Annotated in this window: 18 protein-coding genes, 1 pseudogene and 1 riboswitch; of the genes and pseudogenes, 9 read left to right on the top strand and 10 right to left on the bottom strand. The window is 43.4% G+C overall.

The genetic code is table 11. From position 1 onward, the window contains the following. Positions 1-14: 14 nt before the first annotated feature. From gluQRS to FTV18_RS00185, 6 genes are all read right to left on the bottom strand, one after another. Positions 15-935: a tRNA glutamyl-Q(34) synthetase GluQRS gene (gene gluQRS / locus FTV18_RS00160; RefSeq protein ID WP_180016626.1), complete on the bottom strand. Its 921-nt coding sequence runs from the start codon at positions 933-935 to the stop codon at positions 15-17. Positions 936-937: 2 nt separating this feature from the next. Next, positions 938-1,465: an RNA polymerase-binding protein DksA gene (gene dksA, locus FTV18_RS00165; protein ID WP_004787252.1), complete on the bottom strand. Its 528-nt coding sequence runs from the start codon at positions 1,463-1,465 to the stop codon at positions 938-940. Positions 1,466-1,674: 209 nt separating this feature from the next. Next, positions 1,675-2,487, bottom strand: a complete 813-nt coding sequence (gene cpdA / locus FTV18_RS00170; protein ID WP_180016625.1) for a 3',5'-cyclic-AMP phosphodiesterase — start codon at positions 2,485-2,487, stop codon at positions 1,675-1,677. Then, positions 2,484-3,119 carry an NUDIX domain-containing protein gene (locus FTV18_RS00175; protein WP_180016624.1) on the bottom strand — a complete coding sequence of 212 codons (636 nt, stop codon included), beginning with the start codon at positions 3,117-3,119 and terminating at the stop codon, positions 2,484-2,486. Before FTV18_RS00175 ends, cpdA begins: the two co-directional genes overlap by 4 nt. A gap of 79 nt (positions 3,120-3,198) precedes the next feature. Then, complete coding sequence (thiC, locus tag FTV18_RS00180) at positions 3,199-5,094, bottom strand: phosphomethylpyrimidine synthase ThiC (RefSeq protein WP_179992201.1); 1,896 nt, start codon at positions 5,092-5,094, stop codon at positions 3,199-3,201. 88 nt (positions 5,095-5,182) lie between these two features. Beyond that, positions 5,183-5,311, bottom strand: a riboswitch (TPP riboswitch). A 96-nt stretch (positions 5,312-5,407) separates the two neighbouring features. Beyond that, positions 5,408-6,424 carry a hypothetical protein gene (locus tag FTV18_RS00185; RefSeq protein WP_180016623.1) on the bottom strand — a complete coding sequence of 339 codons (1,017 nt, stop codon included), beginning with the start codon at positions 6,422-6,424 and terminating at the stop codon, positions 5,408-5,410. A 302-nt stretch (positions 6,425-6,726) separates the two neighbouring features. Here FTV18_RS00185 and FTV18_RS00190 point away from each other — a divergent pair, with 302 nt between their 5' ends. The 4 genes and pseudogenes from FTV18_RS00190 (at position 6,727) to FTV18_RS00210 (ending at position 10,576) form a co-directional block, all read left to right on the top strand. Next, positions 6,727-8,076: a TolC family outer membrane protein gene (locus FTV18_RS00190; RefSeq protein WP_034705354.1), complete on the top strand. Its 1,350-nt coding sequence runs from the start codon at positions 6,727-6,729 to the stop codon at positions 8,074-8,076. Between the two features lie 98 nt (positions 8,077-8,174). Then, positions 8,175-8,894, top strand: coding sequence for a phosphate signaling complex protein PhoU (phoU, locus tag FTV18_RS00195; protein WP_180016622.1), 720 nt, complete (start codon positions 8,175-8,177; stop codon positions 8,892-8,894). 687 nt (positions 8,895-9,581) lie between these two features. Further along, positions 9,582-10,382: pseudogene (locus FTV18_RS00205) on the top strand (glycosyltransferase family 2 protein). Beyond that, positions 10,331-10,576, top strand: a complete 246-nt coding sequence (locus FTV18_RS00210) for a hypothetical protein (protein WP_257218559.1) — start codon at positions 10,331-10,333, stop codon at positions 10,574-10,576. Before FTV18_RS00205 ends, FTV18_RS00210 begins: the two are co-directional and overlap by 52 nt. Before the next feature lie 75 nt (positions 10,577-10,651). Here the strand turns inward: FTV18_RS00210 and FTV18_RS00215 are convergent, their stop codons facing one another. Next, positions 10,652-12,454, bottom strand: a complete 1,803-nt coding sequence (locus tag FTV18_RS00215; protein ID WP_180016620.1) for an ABC transporter ATP-binding protein — start codon at positions 12,452-12,454, stop codon at positions 10,652-10,654. Between the two features lie 160 nt (positions 12,455-12,614). On the opposite strand from FTV18_RS00215, the gene FTV18_RS00220 reads away from it, so the two are divergent. After that, positions 12,615-13,235, top strand: a complete 621-nt coding sequence (locus FTV18_RS00220; RefSeq protein WP_180016619.1) for an alpha-ketoglutarate-dependent dioxygenase AlkB — start codon at positions 12,615-12,617, stop codon at positions 13,233-13,235. A 234-nt stretch (positions 13,236-13,469) separates the two neighbouring features. On the opposite strand, the gene ruvX is transcribed toward FTV18_RS00220, so the two are convergent. Beyond that, positions 13,470-13,913 carry a Holliday junction resolvase RuvX gene (gene ruvX, locus FTV18_RS00225; protein ID WP_180016618.1) on the bottom strand — a complete coding sequence of 148 codons (444 nt, stop codon included), beginning with the start codon at positions 13,911-13,913 and terminating at the stop codon, positions 13,470-13,472. Next, a complete protein-coding gene (locus tag FTV18_RS00230; RefSeq protein WP_004787233.1) occupies positions 13,906-14,460 on the bottom strand; it encodes a YqgE/AlgH family protein in 555 nt (184 codons plus the stop codon). Before FTV18_RS00230 ends, ruvX begins: the two co-directional genes overlap by 8 nt. A gap of 645 nt (positions 14,461-15,105) precedes the next feature. On the opposite strand from FTV18_RS00230, the gene FTV18_RS00235 reads away from it, so the two are divergent. From FTV18_RS00235 to FTV18_RS00250, 4 genes are read left to right on the top strand one after another with little or no spacing between them, the layout of a single operon-like run. After that, positions 15,106-16,464 carry a COG3014 family protein gene (locus tag FTV18_RS00235; RefSeq protein ID WP_180016617.1) on the top strand — a complete coding sequence of 453 codons (1,359 nt, stop codon included), beginning with the start codon at positions 15,106-15,108 and terminating at the stop codon, positions 16,462-16,464. Positions 16,465-16,483: 19 nt separating this feature from the next. Further along, a complete protein-coding gene (locus tag FTV18_RS00240; RefSeq protein WP_180016616.1) occupies positions 16,484-16,885 on the top strand; it encodes a YcfL family protein in 402 nt (133 codons plus the stop codon). A 12-nt stretch (positions 16,886-16,897) separates the two neighbouring features. Further along, positions 16,898-17,497, top strand: coding sequence for a penicillin-binding protein activator LpoB (gene lpoB / locus FTV18_RS00245; RefSeq protein ID WP_180016615.1), 600 nt, complete (start codon positions 16,898-16,900; stop codon positions 17,495-17,497). Between the two features lie 51 nt (positions 17,498-17,548). Continuing rightward, a complete protein-coding gene (locus FTV18_RS00250) occupies positions 17,549-18,529 on the top strand; it encodes a CsgG/HfaB family protein (RefSeq protein ID WP_180016614.1) in 981 nt (326 codons plus the stop codon). 71 nt (positions 18,530-18,600) lie between these two features. On the opposite strand, the gene recN is transcribed toward FTV18_RS00250, so the two are convergent. Beyond that, positions 18,601-20,262 carry a DNA repair protein RecN gene (gene recN, locus FTV18_RS00255; RefSeq protein ID WP_180002783.1) on the bottom strand — a complete coding sequence of 554 codons (1,662 nt, stop codon included), beginning with the start codon at positions 20,260-20,262 and terminating at the stop codon, positions 18,601-18,603. Between the last annotated feature and the right edge of the window lie 332 nt (positions 20,263-20,594).

The raw sequence follows: 20,594 nt of genomic DNA on the forward strand, positions 1-20,594 counted from the left end.
GTGAAAACCCGTTTTTATAAATAGTGACCTTGTAGCTCAGTTGTATGCGGGATTCGGGAGATATCCCATTGTGCGACGGCTTGTTCGAGCATACGAGCAGGGCGATCCAGTTCTACGGGCGCCTGACAGAGGGCTTGAAGTGCCTGTTGCAAGAGCAGGGGAGCTTGATCAAGATCCAGTGCTTGCGCCAGATTTTGCTTGGACAGTTTCTGGCCCTGATCATTCATTGCCAGTGGTAAATGCATATAGCTTAAACGCGGATAACCCAACAATTGACCCAGATAAATCTGACGTTCCGTGTTGTCCAAAAGGTCTGCACCACGGACTACATGGGTCATGCCTTGCAGATAGTCATCGACCACAACTGCCAACTGATAATTCATGATGCCATCACGGCGTTTTAAGACAAAATCGCCCAAGTCCTTTTTCAGTTGTGAGCAGTGTCGGCCTTGCAGACGGTCTTCAAAACAGATTTCAACATCTTCAACCTTGACCCGAATTGCCTGATGTTCAAAAGGCAAACCTAAGTCACGACAGGTGTCCTGATAAATATGATTGGAACCCAGCATTTTACGGGTACATTGACAGGCATAGACCAGACCCTGCTGGCGCAGTTGCTGGATCACATTTTCGTAAATATCCAGACGATCTTTCTGATAAATGATTTCACCATCTGGCTCGAATTCAAAAGCATCCAAGGCACGCAAAATATGTTCTTCGCTGCCGGGATAAATTCGCGGGATGTCGGTATCTTCAATGCGGACTAGCCAGCGCCCCTGATGGGCTTTGGCATCGCAGTAACTAGCGACTGCGGTAATGAGGGAACCAAAATGCAAAGGGCCGGTTGGCGATGGCGCGAACCGGCCCACGTAATTCTCTTCAGCTTTCCCTTCCTTTGATAAAGGGAGGGTCAGGGAGGGATTACTTAAAGACATGCTTAACCGTTATTTTGCTTCTCTTTGATCTCTGCCAAAGTTTTGCAGTCGATACATAAAGTTGCAGTTGGACGTGCTTCTAGACGGCGCAGACCAATTTCGATACCACAAGTTTCACAGAAACCGTAGTCATCGTTTTTAATCGCTTCGATAGATTGCTCGATTTTGCGGATCAGTTTACGTTCACGGTCACGAGTACGAAGTTCGATGGCAAATTCTTCTTCCTGAGTCGCACGGTCATTTACATCAGGGAGTGCAGTGTTTTCGTCTTGCATCGTATTTAAAGTACGATCAACTTCTGACATCAGTTCAGCTTTCCATGCCATCAAGATTTGGCGGAAGTGTTCAAGCTGCCCTTCAGACATGTATTCTTCATTTTTTTTAGGTTGATAAGGTTCAATACCAAATAAGCTAGCAGTAGAACCACCCTCAGTCGTTTTCGGCTTAGATTTGCGCACACGTTTTGTAGGTTTTTCCTCTACAACATCAGTTTGTTCGTCTAAGACTTGATTTTGGTTGTCATTCGCCATTTAGGGCATTCCTCATCATATGCGTATGTTAATACGCAAAAAATATGGTGATATGCAATTTTTATCCACCCTGTAGAAAGATTATCCTCCTACGGGGGTCGTCATCATATAGACTTTTTATGCTTTTTGATAGTCTTTGATGTCTGGATTATAGATATCACATTTCCTTTGGTTGCAATAAAGTAATTCAAAAAAAATAAAATGCAAAGTTAATAACCTGAAATTTCGGTATTAATATTTTGCTGGCTTAAGGTCACACGTTCGATATGTGTATCGAACTCCCCATTTTGTTTCAAATGTAATACACGATAGCCAGGTGCCGCCTGGTCTAGCGCGAATTCATCACTCTTGGGTTTGAACTGTACGCTGGTTGATGGCGTCGATAAAAACTGGATACCGTGCCATTCATTGCAGGAATCCTGATGCACATGACCAAACAGAACCAGCTTCACATTCTGGTGCCGGGCCAGTACATCTTTTAGATCTTCGGCATTCTTTAGCCGGTGCTGGTCAATCCAGTGCGACTTCATCGCAAAAGGATGATGATGGCAAGCCACAACCACATGCTGATTACGATATTCAAGCAATAATTGGTCTAGCTGTTCCAGTTGAGCCTGCTCTACCCAACCATCTATCCGATCCTGGACTGCACTATTTAGTAAAATCAGGGTCCAGTTGCCAAAATGAATCGCATGAGCCTGATCTCGATCCTGATAAAAAGGAAAGACATTGATGTCATCATGATTGCCCGGAATCTGGTAATAGGGCACCTGGCAAGACTGGATATATTTTAAATAACGTGTATAGGTTTCTGCGACCGGCACCTGTGCCAGATCACCGGTATGTACGAGTGCATCCATTTCTGGAAAATTGTGCTGAATATGCTGCATGACTTCATGGAAGCTCTGCTCGGGATTCATATTCGCGAATTCCAGATTGGGCTGATCCATCAAGTGGGTATCAGAAATCTGGATAATGGTCCATTCTTGTGGCGATGCAGGACTGAATTGTTCCGATGTCATGTCTGCCCCCTTAAACCTGATGGGACAGCCTGTTGATGCTGTTGTAGCCATTGTAAGGCCATAATCACAGGTGCATTTCTCAAGCGACCATTATTCAGCAGGGTCGGAATATCGGCATAATCCAGAATGTGCAGCTGGATATTTTCCCCTTCATCCGGCATACCAAAAACACCGCCTTCTTCAGGCAGTTCAGTCTGGGCGACATAAAGATGAAACAGTTCCGAGCAGGCACCGGCAGAAGGGTAGAAACTGAAAAGATGCTGTAAGGAATCAACAGTGCAGCCTGACTCTTCGAAAGCTTCGCGGCGAATACAGGTCTCAGGCGTTTCATCGCCATCCAGTACACCGGCAATGACTTCTAGTTGCCATGGCGTATCCTGATCATCCAGCCCGCCAATACGGAACTGTTCAATCAAGCCGAATTTTTGCTGTTGATCGTTATACAGCAGTACCCCAGCGGCTTCAGGACGATGGATGAGCTCACGCTGCAATGCAGGTGTATAAGATTCCTGATGGAAGACACGATGACGTAACGTGACTTTTTCCACCTGAATAAATCCCCGATATAAAAACTCACGGGCCTCTATCCTAAAATCTTTTTTATTATAAGAGGCTTGTTTAATAATATTCATAACTCAGAAAAGGATGAAATAACTTATTTTTTTCATCCTATCTGAGATTTTTATGAAAACAACTGTTTTTTTTACGGTTTTACACCTTGTGGTACAATTTTTGACCAGAGCTGTGGAAATCGTTTTTCATCTGGTTGAGGCCGGCTTCAATCTCTGCCTGCGTTACAGCCGGGGTTTCATCAGCAGATAACTGGCTGGCATAATCCCGCACATTCTGGGTGATTTTCATTGAACAGAACTTTGGTCCGCACATTGAGCAGAAGTGAGCCGATTTATGTGCCGCTTTGGGCATGGTTTCATCATGCATGCTGCGTGCTGTGTCCGGATCTAGACTCAAGTTAAACTGATCTTCCCAACGGAATTCAAAGCGGGCTTTGGACAGGGCATTGTCACGCGCTTGTGCTCCCGGATGGCCTTTGGCCAGATCAGCAGCATGTGCAGCAATCTTGTAGGTAATGATGCCATCTTTGACATCTTTCTTGTTCGGCAAGCCTAAATGTTCTTTCGGTGTCACGTAGCAAAGCATTGCCGTACCGTACCAGCCAATCATCGCGGCACCAATCGCCGAAGTAATGTGGTCATAACCCGGTGCGATATCTGTGGTTAATGGCCCAAGTGTATAGAAAGGTGCTTCCTTACAGACTTCCAGCTGCAGATCCATATTTTCCTTGATCATATGCATCGGTACATGCCCCGGACCTTCGATCATCACCTGAACATCATGTTCCCAGGCACGATGCGTTAGTTCACCCAAAGTGCGCAGTTCAGCAAATTGTGCTTCGTCATTGGCATCCTGAATACAGCCCGGACGTAAGCCATCCCCGAGGCTGAAAGACACATCATAGGCTTTCATGATTTCGCAGATTTCATCGAAATGGGTATAGAGGAAGTTTTCCTGATGATGGGCCAGACACCACTGTGCCATGATCGAACCACCACGTGACACAATACCAGTCAGACGATTCGCGGTCAGCGGTACATAACGCAATAACACACCGGCATGAATCGTGAAGTAATCCACGCCCTGTTCAGCCTGTTCAATTAAAGTATCTTTAAAAATTTCCCAAGTCAGGTCTTCGGCTACACCGTTAACTTTTTCTAGTGCCTGATAAATTGGTACGGTACCAATTGGCACTGGTGAGTTGCGAATAATCCATTCACGAGTTTCATGGATATTTTGACCAGTCGACAGATCCATAATGGTGTCGGCACCCCAGCGGGTGGCCCAGGTCATTTTTGACACTTCTTCTTCAATACTTGAACCTAGTGCGGAGTTCCCGATATTGGCATTGATTTTCACCAGGAAATTGCGCCCGATGATCATTGGTTCCAGTTCAGGGTGATTGATATTGGCAGGAATAATGGCACGGCCTGCAGCGACTTCCTGACGGACAAATTCAGGGGTGATTTCCTGTAAATTTTTGGCACCAAAATTCTGTCCCGGATGCTGGCGCATATCGGTACCTTCCAGCTGACGCAGGTTTTCCCGAATCGCAATATATTCCATTTCCGGCGTAATAATGCCCTGTTTGGCATAGTGCATCTGGGTCACATTCTGGCCAAGTTTAGCCCGGCGTGGTTTCTGGATATGGGCAAAGCGGATATTGGCAGTACGGATATCGCGCAGACGTTGGCGACCAAACTCAGAACTTAAATCATCTAGCATTTCTGTGTCATTACGCTGTTCAATCCAGCCTTCACGCAGATTTGGCAGGCCTTTATTCAGATCAATTTCAACGTTTGGATCGGTATAAACCCCTGAAGTGTCATAGACCATCAACGGTGCATTATATTCACCGCCCAGACCAGTCGGGGTTTCGCTGAGAGAAATTTCCCGCATCGGCACCTGAATATCAGGACGTGAGCCTTGTAGATAGACTTTACGGGAAGCAGGCAGAATGCGGGTCAGATCACGCGCTTCCTGTTCGTGTGGAGTAAGGGGTGTTTCAGAAGAAAGATTCGTTAACTGGCTCATTGCAATGATCCTTATGAATGACATCAACGAATCAAGCACGACCAAAAACGTGGACAGAATTATCTGAGTAGATAAAACAAGGGTAGTCGTTTTTAGATGGCTTGATTCCTACGCAGGTATTAACCTGATCAGGTTCAACGGTACTCACTATCAAATGGCCGATAAGGCTGATTTAAGTGATCTCAGCGAGTTATTACTCGCGCTCCGTCAAGCGAAGTTAAATCTTAGCTTAGTTGGTATTTAAAAAGTAGCTTTAAATTGGGAGGGGTTGCTGATTTTCGGCTATCTCATCGATTTTTAAGAAAAGATTGTTTTAAAGACAGATCGCATCCTTAAAGCAGTCTTTACCATAGTTCTGTGAGGGTGGGGTGACTTGAGCATAATATAAAATCTGTTCAGTGCTGGAACGGTCACGATATTCCGCAGCTAAGGCACGCTGACGCTGTTCAGGATTCATGTCCAGAAACTCTAAAAATAATTGCGCCTGTGTCGATAACTTGGATTTCTGACCACGCGCTAGACCAATAATAGTTTCCAGATGGCTGGTTTCTACTGAATAACGGTCACGATAATCCTCAGAGATTGACGATTGCTCGCTGCCTCTGAACAGGAAATAAGTATATTGTTTCAGCAGATATTCGGCATCACGCTGATAACTGCTTTTTGGATAGGTTTGCAGATAATCTTCCCAGAATAGAGCGCGAGCGGCAATATTGGCAGCTTCAAGCTGTAAGCGTTTTTCGACCAAGACCGGTTCCATATTCTGCTCAGCCAGATTTTCAATAAATACCTTTTCGGCAGCTGGTAAATACGGCGCAAAGATACGTACCAGATATTCCGGACTACGACGATATTGTAGCGTGCCATTGCCCTGATCCAGCAGTTCTACATAGGCCTGACCTTTATGCTTCAATAAATACTGGTCGCGTGTGGTCAACTGTTCAAAGTGGCTTTGCTGAATAGTAGGATGCTGAGCCATATCTAAGGCATATTGCTCGAAAGCACGCTGCTGAAATTCGGTACGTTCCACATGCAGGAAGCGTTGATACATTTCGGTAGAACGCTGCATCAGGTGTTTCTGCTCGGCCAGTTCCATGAGCGGCAGACACACTTTAAGGTCCTGATTAATCTGTTCCAGCGCAAAAGTGGTGCGCTGTTCATTAATCTGGGACATGTTTTTTTCAATATTTTCACACATGAGGGTGAAATCGTTCGCGGGAGATTGAACGGTTTTAACCTCGGCCTGTTCCATTTCAACTTGCGGTTCTGAGGATTGCTGGCATCCGCCTACGAACAGCAAGCTGCTGAAAACAAAACAAACTTTGAACATCGAATGAATTCGCGTTAACACTATGCTTCAGGACTCTATATAGATGAAATCAGAAATAACTGCCTTACTGGGAGCTATATTGTATAGATCTAATTCAAGTTCTATGTGTAGTATTGTGAATGGCTTTGTTAAGCTAGGATGCGGGATGGGGAAAATAGGAGGAATATTGAATAAAATCGTGGATCTATAAGAGAAAATTAATAAAAGTCATACGTAAAAAATCAAAAGAAATCTTTAGTATTGCTGGGTTTAAAGCGCCTTAATCTGATGATTTAAATGGCTGTAGGGGTGAAAACTATAAAATGAAATTAAAACTCATCGTCAGTGCCTGTTTATTGGGTGTCAGTCCGACACTGTTTGCACTGGATCTGCTTGAAGCTTATCAGCGTGCCCAGCAGAATGATCCGAACTGGCAGGCGAATCTGTTGCAATACCAGTCGGACCAGCTCAATCTGGGCATTGCCAGTGGAAATTTATTGCCGACTGTGACTTTATCTGGAAATGTAACCCGTAAAAACCAGTCTGCTGATAATTCATCGATAGAAGGTTTGCCTGCCGAATTTGGGGAACTACAAGGTTCGAGTACGACCACGCGTCAGATTGCAGTCACTGCACGTCAGCCTTTATTCCGCTGGGATGCCTGGCAGGGTTATAAGCAGGTCAAAACCTCGGTAGAACTCAGCGAAGTTAATCTGCGTCTGCAAAAGCAGCAGCATATTTTACAAGTGGCAGAAGCCTATTTTAATGTTTTACGTCAGCAGTCTTTAACCACAGCTTATTTACAGGAAGAGCAGGCTTTATCAGAACAGTTAAGGATGATGAATGCCAAACTTCGAGAAGGGCTCGTGGCGAGAAGTGATGTCAGTGAAGCCAATGCCCAATACCAAAGTGCACAAGCTAACCGGATTTCTACACAGGTACAACTGGTGCTGGCACAGGAACAATTGGCTCAGTTGATTGGACCCTATCAGGAAAATCTGGCGGTTCTGCGTGAGGATTTCCAGTTTCAGAAACCTGTTCCGAGTAATATCGGTTCCTGGACCGAACTGGCACAAAACCAGAATCTGGAAATTCTACAGGCACGTTTGCAGAAACGCTATTCTGAAGATGCCAAACGGGTGGAGCAGGCTGCTCTCTATCCTCAGGTTGAAGCCGTTGGAACCTATGGCTATTTGAAGCAGACCCCTGAAACAGTGTTATCAACCAATGGGGATTTTGACCAGATTGGTGTCGAAGTTAACTGGAACCTGTTTACCGGGGGCCGAACCCAAAAAAGTATTCGTCAGGCCGGCGTAAATGTGCAGCGAAGTGAAGCCCAACTGGATGCTGCCATTCGCAAAGCCAACACCGATGTCAAACAGTCTTATCTGCAGGTAGAAACGGATGAGGCCAAGCTGAATGCACGTAAAGCAGCGATGCAGTCTTCAGATATCGTTTCTCAAGCTTCCAGAGCTCAATATCAGGAAGGTTTAAAAACCATGGTGGATGTATTACTGGCCCAGCGCAATGCTTTCTCTGCCAAGACCGATTATCTGAATGCCAAATATGATTATTTGCTGCATGTACTACAATTACAGGCTTCGGTAGGACAATTGACAGAAAAGGAACTGGCAGAGATGAATGCCTGGCTCATTGAATATGACCGCTCTTAAAAAAGGCTAACAAGTTGTCATCAAACTTTCATGATGGTCATGCTTTAATCACAGTTCATGATGTATTTTTGCCTTTTCCTGTTCAGGAGTAGATTTCCTTGAGTCCCAATAATCCTGTGCTCAGTCATCACATTTCTTCGCAATTCAATGAAGAATTGCAGGATGTAAATACCAAGTTCATGACCATGGGCGGCATGGTAGAACAGCAGGTGGCTAATGCCATTCATGCGCTGCTGGATACAGATGCTGCAATGGCGGTTGAGGTGCAGTTTCAGGACAACACCGTGAACCGCCTGGAAGGTGAAATTGATGAGGCGCTCACCCTGATTTTGGCTCGCCGTCATCCCGCTGCCATTGATCTGCGTATGGTGCTTGCCATGTCCAAGGCCAATACCGATCTGGAACGGATTGGAGATGAAGCATCGAAAATTGCCCGTATTGCCCAGACTTTGTGTGAAGAGGGTGGTTCACCACGCGGTTATATGGAAACCCGACATATTGGTAACCAGGTTCGAGTGATGATTCATGATGCATTGGATGCCTTTGCTCGTCTGGATATAGACCAAGCGCTGCGCGTGATGCAGGCCGATGCCGATATTGACCGGGAATATCAGTCCGCTACCCGTACCTTAATGACTTATATGATTGAAGATCCACGGCATATTAGCCGAGTGATCAATGTGCTTTGGGTGCTACGCTCACTGGAACGCATTGGAGACCATGCACGTAATATTTCGGAACAGGTCATTTATATGGTCAAGGGCCTGGATGTACGGCATAGCAGTGTCGAAGAAATTGAGCAAAAATTTCAGCGTTAAGCAAACCTAAATAATGATAAAAAGCCTGCATTGTGCAGGCTTTTTTTATTTCAAAAATATATTCTTGATATTGTGAAAGCTAGATAGGATAGGCGTTCCTTAATATTACTATGAGAAAAATCACATAAATAACAATTACTAATAATCGTTATAAATTTAATTAAAAGAAATGTGAACTATTTATCAAAAAACATACAAAAGTTGTATATAATTTAGCAAAATGCGGGTTGATTTATGAAAATGGAATTGTTTTCAGAAAGTGAAAAGATTTTTTCATGTGCTCATCAAACCTATAGATAAGAAAGAAAAACGAAGCTCTTTTGTTATCAGTCACATACTTCTGGTCTAAACCTAACCCTGCATTAATTTACTCAGTGAAATTATATATTTAAGAGAAAATTCATGATCATTGATGAAAGTCAAAGAGAAGCTTCCCGAATTTACTTTTCTGTGCAGTTAAAGTTTGTGATCGCGTTAATGGGTGCGTGTTTTTGGACCGTATTTTCTATCTGGATTGCCCAGGACTGGATGCATGATTTGAGCAGCTATATCGGTTATTTTTGGGCTATTTTTCTGATTTATGGTATTGCCATTATTCCAGGATTTATGAACTCATTTGCGGCATTAAGCCTGATGATGGACAGACGCCCTAAACGCCAGCCATTAGCAGTTTATCCAGGGATTACCATGTTGGTGGCTGCTTACAATGAAGCCGCGTCAATTGAAGACACTTTGGTCAGTATTAACCAGCAAAAATATCCGGGAAAATTACAGGTTATTGTGATCAATGATGGCTCTCAGGATGAAACCGCAGAGATTGTTCGCAAAGCAGAATCAAGATTTCCCTAGCTGACTTTACTGGATTTAAAGCAAAATGCAGGGAAGGCGCACGCCTTAAACGAAGGTCTGAAACTTGCGGAACATGATCTAGTAATTACCGTCGATGCGGATTCCTATCTCCATCGTGTTGCCCTCATCAATATTGTTGAGCGCTATGTGGCAGATCCTCCAAATACACGTGCGGTTGCGGGTAAAATTCTGGTACGTAACTCACGTACCAATCTGCTGACCAAAACTCAGGAATGGGACTATTTTTTGGGGATCTCGGCGACCAAACGCCTGCAATCTCTCTATCAGGGAACTCTGGTAGCACAAGGTGCTTTTTCTATTTATGACCGTAATGCCCTGATTGAAGTCGGTGGCTGGCCTAAATGTGTAGGTGAAGATATTGTGCTGACCTGGGCTTTATTAAATGCAGGTTATCGGATTGGACATTGTGAGGATACCTGCCTGTTTACCAATGCACCGACGACGCTTAAAGTGTTTGTTAAACAGCGTCAGCGTTGGGCTCGTGGCATGATTGAGGCATTCATTAAACATCCCAGTATTTTAATGTGGGTAGAGAGTACTTCAACCCAGAAGATTATCAAGAATCGATGCTCGCTCTCGGTTGGCGTCAGCGTTTTGCTGGCTGGTCCGCAGGCTTAACGGCAGGCTTTGGCCGAGAAAAAATCAATCAGGATCCGAGCCAGTCTACCCGGCTATTTGAGCTTAATGTACAAAGTTCTGTTCGTGGCTCGCAATTTCTGCGGATGAATGCCGGCTATAACCGCAGTGCTTCTTTCTATGGCCCGAATTACGATTATCGTTATATCAAAGGTGAATGGATTATGCGTTTTTAATACTGGACGATAAATCTTGATTTTAAGCAGTCTTTAAAGACCGCTTTTATTTTTTAGGGATAGTCTAATGAAGAGCTAACTATGCGTTTCTTCCTCTGCATCATCTTCAAAAGTCTTGGCAATTTTTTCAATATTCAGGCTCTTGGCCATTGCATCGAAAATTTCCTTATATACGCCGTCCTGATGATAAAGCGCGTCATGTTCACCGTGTTCGGCAATACAACCTTCTTTCATCACATAGGTATAGTCCGCATCAATAATTTGAGACAGGCTATGTGAAATGATAATCACGGTACGGCCTTGCTTGATCTGATCCAGACTTTGTTTGATCTGTTCTGTCGCAATGGCATCCAGACTCGCCGTCGGCTCGTCCAGAAAAATAATCGGCGGGTTTTTCAGGAACATCCGTGCGATGGCAATTCGCTGTTGCTGACCGCCGGACAGTTGCAGGGCATCGGAATCATAACCATCCGGTAGCTGTAAAATCTGTTCATGAATTGAGGCTTTTTGAGCAGCTGCAATCACCTCATCCATACTGGCATTGGTTTTGCCATAACGGATATTGTCAAAAATTGTGCCCTGGAAAATATGGTTTTTCTGTAGTACCAATCCGATATGATCACGTAAATATTGAGTGTCATAATCTTTTAAATCAATCCCATCCAGCTTGATCTGGCCTTCCTGTGGTTCATAAAATTTATCTAGCAGACTGATCAAGGTTGATTTTCCGGCTCCCGATAATCCTACCAGTGCGGTAATGGTATTGGGGCGGATTTCCATATTGATATCTTTTAAAGCATGATGCCCATTCGGATAATAAAAATTCACGCCACTTAGCTCAAATCGGCCTTGGACAGGTGGTTTTTGCTGGCCACTCTGTTCAATTTCAGCATCCGCTTCCAGAATATTAAAGAAGCTTTCTGAATAGATCATGGCATCATTCACTTCATCATAAATCCGGTGCAACGAGCGAATCGGGGCAGAGACGTTATTAAAGAGCAGCACATGGTACATGATCATGCCGATACTCATCTGGCCATCCAGTACAAAATAGGAAGTTAGGATGATAATCAGGACTATGCCGATCTGTTCAATAAAGGTTTTTAGGCCATCAAACAGGAAGCTGGTCTGCCGGGTTTTCATCTGGTTATCGGTCAGCTCACGCTGTAAGCTCAGCTGCTTGTCTGATTCAATTGATTCTCGGTTAAAGGATTTGATGACCGTAATTGAATTGATGATGCTGAGAATGCCTTGACTCTTTTTTTCCCGGCCATCTCTCAGACTACGGCGCCATCCTCCGAGTTTTTGTGCCTGTTTATAGGTGAGCCAGAAGTAGATCGGCACAATCGCTGTGGCAACCAGTCCGACATAAAAATTGGCATAGTACATCAGTCCTAGCGCGACAATTGCACTGGTGAATAGAGGAAAAATATCAATGAAAAAGATCTGGACCAATCGGGTGAGGGAGCCAATTCCGCGGTCAATCCGGGTCTGTAATTTTCCAGCCTGATTATTATCCTGATTAAAAAATGCCAGCCGGTATTTTAAAAACTTTTCAATAATGCCTTGAGCCAGATCTTGGGAAATAAAAATCCGCAGCTTTTCTCCATAAAACTTCTGCCCAAACTGGACCAGCGCATTCACCACTTCTTTACCGAGTAAAATGGCAGAGATAGTGACCAGAATATGCCAGCCTTCATCCAGTCCCTGTCCTTGTTCCAGCAGTGCATTGATGCTGTCGACTGCATATTGCAGAGTCAGTGCATTGACCTGAGCAGTAAAGGAACCGATCAGGGTCAGAATGAGGGTCGCAATCACCAGGAGCCGATAAGGGCTGACAAAGGGACGAAGTTTTAAAAACAGCTGCCATAAATTCATAAGCAATTATTTTTATTGTCAAAGTTGAATTTAGTCTAGGCAGGAATAAAGGTACTCACAAGAGTAAATGTTGTATTTATTTGTGAAATTAGATTGTAATTTTTCCGGTTAAGTCTCAATCTTTTCAGCAAGATATCGTAAATTTTAGACTGATTTTAAAATGACTTTGGACCTGTTTGCGCCAGAATCTCAAGTGAATTTATTACCCTTTGATGGGGTGGTAGAGGATTATGGCCAGATTTTAAATGAGCAGCAGAGCCAGCAATATTTACAGCATTTTCTAGCTCATCTGGCCTGGCAAGCGGATGAAGTCACTTTATTTGGCAAGCACTATGTCACTGGACGAAAAGTCGTCTGGTATGGCGATGAACACTATCAATATCATTATTCTGGAAGTTTCAAACAAGCTCATATCTGGACACCGGGGCTATTTCGGTTAAAGCACCATATTGAAAAATTGGTCGGGCATTCCTTTAATTCCTGTTTGGCCAATTTATATGAAGATGGTTCGCAAGGTCTGGGCTGGCATAGTGATGATGAGGCGGCTTTATATCAGGGAACGTCACAGGAAAATGTGATTGCATCCCTCAGTCTGGGGGCAACCCGCAAGATGAGCTTTAAACATAAAACAGAGAATGAAACAGTAGATCTGCTTTTACAAAGTGGTCAGTTGATTGTGATGCGAGCACAGACCCAACACTACTGGAAACATTGCATCCGGAAAACGACTCGGGTTTTAGAACCCAGAATTAACCTGACCTTTCGTTATTTTTTTCCTTAGTTAAATCTCTTCATAAAATAAAAAATATTAGTTTATTAGTATTTAAAATTCCTTCTCCCTCAGGGAGAAGGTTAGGATGAGGAAGTTTCTTTGCTCATTGTTAAATGATTAAAAAATGATTGATGAAGGCACTCTATTGTTTTTAGATTAAAAGTATTCCAATGAAGTAAAAAGAGACTCTTTAACTCAAAAAAATAGCATCTCGAAAGATGCTATTACTGATATTTAAAAAATTTAAGGTTGCAGTCCAGCCGGATACCGATACCAGCTTTCAATCAAGAGGGCAGCAGCAATACTGTCCGCAGACAATTTTTTGCCACGACCTTGAGCCTGATAATGATCCAGTTCATCCCGTGCTTCACGAGTGGTCAGGCGTTCATCCACCATCAAGGTTTCAATATTGGTCTGATGACGTAAACGGCGGGCAAATTTTCGTGCCCGTGTCGACAGTTCAGATTCACTATCATCCATATTCAGTGGAAGTCCCACTAAAAATAGGCTTGGCTGATGGTTTTTTACAATTTTCAGTAATTCGTCCCAGTTCGGAATCCCATCTTTCATGGGGAATAAAGGGAGGGGGGTGGCACTTTCAATCAGGGATTGGCCGACTGCCATTCCCATTTTCTGTGTACCAAAATCAAACGCCATAATAGTGTTTGGCGCGTTTACATCAGGCATGTCCAATCTCGGAAGATAACCAGGTTCGGTCTACGCCCATTTTTTTATAGGCAGCATCCCAGCGGTCGTTATAAGGTAAGTTAAAAATCAGGTCCATATCGGATTCACAGATTAGCCAGTCACCCCGGGCAATCTCTTCTTCAAGCTGATGTTTGCCCCAGCTCGCATAACCCAATGCGATCTGATAGCGGCCTACACCTTCATTATGCGCAATCGCATCCAGAATATCTTTAGATGTGGTAATACAAACATTTTCACCCACAGCAATAGAGGAATGCCAGGTCGGCTGACCGGTATGCAGGACAAAACCGGCCTCTGGTCGCAAAGGTCCACCTTGCAACACTTCATGGGGATTGACATTATCCGCCTCAATATCCAGATCATTCAGCAATTCTTTAATTTGAATGCCAGCAGGGCGGTTAATAATGATCCCTTGAGCGCCATCTTCATCATGACGGGCCAGATAAATGACCGTATGCGCAAAAAAATCGTCACTTGCATGGGGTGGCGCAATCAGACAACGATGAGTCAGATATTGTTTAGTCACCTGAGCGGCTCTCCAAAAGTCTATATCGTTTATGATTGTGGTAAATGATTTATCAGGGCAAAAGACTGGATTTTCAATTCTGCAAATTGTCTATTCCTTTATTTACTTATCCCACAAAAATGTATCACTGACAACTTAGCTTTGTAGATACTGGGTATAAAAAAACTACAAATAGGCATTTTTTTTATTTTTTCAATAAATTAATAAAATCAGTTTTATTTTATTGAATGGTAAATTCTAGAGCTCATTTATTATTGACTAAGAATATAAAATAAATTCAATGAGGAATAAGTTTATATATTTTTAATTGTTTAATAATCAAACTAAATAATTAAATAGAAGAAAATATTAAATTTTATATTTTAAGCGAAGTGCTTTATTTTTTATTAATTTTTTATAAGTTATTTTATTAATGAATAGATGTAATTAATTAAACTTATATAGCAATAATAGAAAAGATTTTTCATACTTAAAAACGATCATAATTTGTAAAGTTTATTTAATATTGTTTAATTTAGGTAAATATAATGCGTTTGTTTAGAGTTGAATTTTACGTAATATATACATAAACTACATATTGAAACAATCAGGCTTTGTTTGTAAGATGCGCCGATTTTTAATCTTCTATTATTTTAACGGATCGTTATGCATCATTTTTTTAAAGGGACTTTAATTTCTACTCTATGTTCAGCATCTATTATTTCCCATGCGGAAGTATTCAAAACATATAATGAAGAAGGTAATTTTTTTCGTAGTCATTTAAATGCAGAACTGTCTGAAAATTTAATTACAGATTTCAAGAATAAAACTAATTCAAAAGATGGAGTTTTATATCTGTTAGAACAAGCCCGTTTATTACAGGTTAATCATCAATATGATCAAAGCCAAGAATATTATAAACAGGCTTTTACTTTGCTGGATAAACAGCAAAATCGTGCGAAAGTCAGTGTATCCCGTGTGGGCTTTAAAGCTCTGGCTTTGATGAGTAATGATTCAATCGTTCCTTATCTGGTGCCACCACATGAACAGGTACTGGCACATATTTCTCAGGCAAAAAACTATATTTTTCTCAAAGATTTAGAAGCTGCATCCGTAGAAATGCGGGTCGCGCAAGGCCTACAGCGTGAAATTGAACTGGCTCACCAGAAAGAGCTGGAAAGAAAAAAAGATAAAGTTAAAAAACCGGCTACTGAAGGAAATCCGCTTAGCGCACTGGATGAAGCGTTTATAGGTTTGGACCCTATTGCCGGCAAGATTAAAAACAGCTACCAGAATGCGTATGCGTTCTACATGGCTGCCAATTTATGGGAAACCTTGGGTGAATATAATGATGCCTTGGTAGATTATAAAAAGGCCTATGAATTACAACCAGATGCGCAGATTGCCCAAGATGTAAAACGCCTGAATCAGTTAGTAGCAAAACCAAAAAGTGGCAGTGTGCCGGTGATTGTCTTTATCGAGCAAGGCATTGTGCCACAAAAGGTTGAAAACAAGATTGATGTGCCAACACCAGGCGGTCTGGTCAATATCGCTTTTGCGACTTATGAACCAAGCACCTATGTGGCACCGAAAAGCTTAAAAGTCAAAGTTAACAATAAGCCTATGCAAGACAGCTACGTGATTAGTGATATTGGCGCTCTGGCAGTTAAAGATCTGAAAGAAAAAGTAGTAGGCAATCTGACCAGTCAAATCATGCGTGCAAGCGCCAAATATGCGGCACAAAAACAGTTGGGCAATCAGCTGGGTATTTTGGGTCAGGTGGCCGGCAATGTGCTTAATATGTCAACTGAACGTGCCGACTTGCGTGGCTGGAGTACCTTACCAAGTAATGCTCAGATTGCTCGTTTAAATCTCGCCCCAGGCAATCATAAATTACAGCTCTCTAGCGGCAGCCTTTCCAGTTCGGCTGTCAATCTGGATGTTAAAGCCAATCAAACTGTCTTTGTCTATGCACATCACGTCAATGACAAGATTACTGCCAGCGTAAGCACCATCCCACATTAATAAAACCTAAGAGAACGATATGAAACATCAATTCAGCTTTGCAGTACTTGGTTTAGGGGCACTGTTAATGGTGGGGTGTACTGCACCGAATGCCTTGTCGACCCAGACCAACTCAACTAATGAAATCAGCATCCGTACGATCACCAATAACCCGATCCTGAGTACGGAAGTATTTGTAGAACGCGTAAATATGAGTGCGGCAGGGGATTTGAAGCGCGCATCAATTGCAATCAAAAACCGTCGTTTTAATAACAAAGATTTTAGCTACAAGATCGTGTGGGTAGATGCGCAAGGTGCGGAAGTGAATCCTGAAGGTGCCATCTGGAAGCCGATTCAGTTAACTGGCCGTGAAACCAAAGGCGTGCAATCCCTGGCGCCAAATCCATCTGCTGTCGATGTTGTTGTGTACTTGAAAAAATAAGAGAGATTAAACATGAATGCAAAATTGATTTTCGCTGTATTGGCAGCAACGACTCTGGTTAGTGGCTGTGCGTCTACTGGTGCAGTGAGTTATGGCGATGCGCAAGCAGTTGAAACTTTGACGACTGACTTCGGTTCGACTGACCTGCAAATGATCGCAGCGAAAATGGTGGATGACATGCTGATGTTCCCGCCGATCGTGCAGATGACACAAAACCGTCGCCCGGTGATTGTAGTAGATCGTATTCACAATAAAACTCAGGAACATATTGATACTGAATCCATTACTGACAGCATTCAGAACAAGCTGATCAACTCTGGAAAATTCCGGTTTGTGGATATGAAGTCTGTGAATGCGATGGCGCAACAACTGGCCTATCAAAAACAGAGCGGCATGGTGAATCAGGCAACCGCTGTACGGAGCGGTGGTCATATCGGTGCTGAATATATGCTAAATGGCAACTTGTCGAGCATTGTAAAAAATGCGGGCAGCAAGAGCGATGTGTATTACAAGTTCACCTTTAAATTGCAAAACCTGCAGACTGGAATTGTCGAGTGGACTGGCGAGAAAGAAATCCGTAAAGCAGGCAAGCGTTCGACTTTCGGCCTGTAATTTAAATTAAGGTTGCTGTGCTTTGGCACAGTGACCGCAGAAGAATTCATTATGAAAAAAATATTACTTGCAGGCTTATTGTCCGGATTGCTCAGTTCACCTGCTTTTGCAGCAATTAAGGAAGTGATCAAAGAAGCCAGCGGCAGTGGTTCTACACAGCATCAGGCCATTTCTGAAGCGTTATTGGTAGCGGTACAGTCAGTAAATGGTGCTTCGGTTTCTTCGCAGATGGATTATGAAGAAACCGTTTCTTTATCAGTGAACCATCAAGGCTGGACCTATACCGGCAAGGTATCTCCGGTCTTTAGCGTAGCTAATCAGGGTTCGGGTTCAGTCACTAAATTCCAGGTACTTAGTGTTTCTGGAGCGAAGAATAATTATCGGGCCAAAGTCCGTGCTCATGTGGTCAAGTTTGAATCTGCTGTGCAGGATCAGCATTTACACCGGATCGCTGTTTTACCATTCCAGATGGCGGAAAAAAATAATCGACTGGCTGGAAGGGGATCTGCCCGTCAATTTAGTCAGGAATTATCCGATACACTGGGCACTTATCTAACCCAAAGCGGACAATTAAGTGTGGTTGATCGTCACTATATTGAGGAAATGCAGTCTGAAACCGGTTTCCTGTATTGGGATGGCGCACCACAGGAACTGGCACGTATCGGTCAGAAAGTTGGCGCAGATTATTTGCTGGTTGGTCAGATTAAAGATTTATCTAGCGCCAGTGATCGGCAGATGTATGGTCTGAATGCTGGTGCGGCTCAGGTGCGTCTGAGCTGGCGCGTGATTGAAGCTGCGACCAGTAAAGTCGTTGCAGCTGGAATCTTTAACCGTACCTTGTCTAATTTAATGACGCAGAATATTTTGACGAACAGTTTAAATGACAGTACTGCAGACAAAATTGCTCAAGGTCTTAATTCAGAGATTTTACAAGGTTTGAAATTGCAGCCTGTACAAACTCGTCAAGCTTATGACCAGTCACCCGGTTATGGAATGACGCCAGGTTCTAGTGATCAACCAGTCAAATGGTAATTTTTGGCTTTAACTAAGAGCTGTTCATAAAAAAATCCCTGCAATAGTCAGGGATTTTTATTAAGCATGATTTATGCTTGCTGAAACTTTAACTGTCTTAACTGACGTGCATGCTGCAAGGTGGTTTCATTAATTTCCACGCCACCCGTCATACGTGCAAGTTCCTGTACAATTTCACTTTCTTCCAAATTAATAATGGTACTGCTGGCCGGATCAGTCTGGCGTTTTTTCACTAATAAATGCTGGTCGGACTGTGCAGCCACCTGCGCCTGATGGGTAATACAAAGAATTTGTACATGCTGTGCCAGATCAGCCAATAAGCGACCCACGATTTCCGCAGTTCCGCCACTGATCCCGACGTCGATTTCATCAAAGACCAATACTTCAGCTTCGGTTTTTTCTGCATTCATCACCTGCATCACCAAGGCGATACGGGATAATTCACCGCCTGAAGCCACGCGTGCCAGAGGTTGTGCTGGTATGCCCTTGTTGGCAGTAAACAGAAGCTGAATAAAACTCAAACCTTCACTTGATGGATGTTCCAAAGGCTCAAATTTAAATTCAAAATGCGCTTCAGGTAGGGCAAGCTGTTTCACCTGTTCGGTCAGTTTTTTCGCCAGCGGTTCGGCTGCATCACGGCGAATCTGGTCCAGATGTTGAGCTTTGCTTAGAAACTCCTGATAAGAGACCTCGACCTGTTCAGCCAGAGTTTCCGGGTCTTCTAGCTGATGCAATTGTTCAAGTTCAGTCTGCCAGGCCTCATATTCTTCTTTCAGCAATTCTGGCTGGGTGCGGTATTTGCGTGCTAAACGGTGAAACACTTCCAGTTTGGAATTCAGTTCTTCCATACGTTCCGGATCAAAGCTTTGCCGATCCATAAACTGACGTAAGGTTGCCGTTGCATCTTCGAGTTCGCTTTGGGCATTCAGTAAAGAGGTATAAATCTGGGAAAGCTGTTCGCTACGACCGGCATGCGATTCCATGCGGCGCAAGATTGAAGCCAGTTCCTGCGAAATATTCTGTTCACCTTCATCCAGGCCATTCAGGCTATAAACACAATCCTGCATGATGGCTTCATGATGTGAAAGGCGGTCAAATTCCTGCTCAATTTCCTGATAATCCGTCTGGACGACTTCTTCCAGTTCTTCAAGTTGCAGCTCCAGAGTTTCCATACGTTGCTTACGGGTTGCTTGTGCATCCAGCGCGGCCTGATGCTGGCGAATATTTTTATGCCAGGTGCTATAAGCGTCACGTACTTCCTGAGCTGGTGCATAAAAATTGCTATAGCGATCCAGCCAGTGTTTGGGATAAGGTGGTTCTAGAAGTTGCTGCTGACTATGCTGGCTATAAAGCTGAACCAGTAGTCGGCCAATTTCTTTCAGTTCAGACAGACTACTGGGACGACCATTGATCCAGGCCTTACTGCGGCCAGTGGCAAAGATCACCCGGCGTAAATGAATCTCCCCCGACTCATCATCCAGTTCATGCTCTTTTAACCAGCTCGCTTCAGGGCTGTCTTCCTGATAACTAAAGGTTGCTGTTACATCCGCTTTTTCGGTGCCATAACGCACATAATTGGTATCGGTTCGCTCCCCCAGACAGGCAGACAGAGCATCCAGTAACAGGGATTTACCTGCACCGGTTTCACCAGTAAGAACGTTAAAACCTTTATCAATATCAATAGCAAGATGCTCGGCCAAAGCAAAATTGATCAGAGTTAAATGTGTCAGCATAAACGCATCCGGGCTGCGAAAAGTTTGAATGAAATAGCATGTCAGTTGCTTCAGTCTAGCAACGCGGCTGTTATTATAAATCAGGATAAATCGATTTCATTCTATCTTAAATTTCATGGATTAATACACGCTTATTTGAATGTTGTGTCACAGGAACCAAGATCAGGCCACTGAAGTTACAAAAGATATTTTCATTTTTCTGACATGCTTGAAAGTTAAATTAAATCAGGTCGGAATATATTTTGCTTATAAATGGCGGGAAAAATCACGGCATTTTCCAGGATCTGCCGAAATCATTCAAACAGGCTGGAATCAAGGCAAGCAGGGGGCAC

It is taken from the genome of Acinetobacter sp. YH12241, from assembly GCF_013417535.1.
Classification (GTDB): Bacteria; Pseudomonadota; Gammaproteobacteria; order Pseudomonadales; family Moraxellaceae; genus Acinetobacter.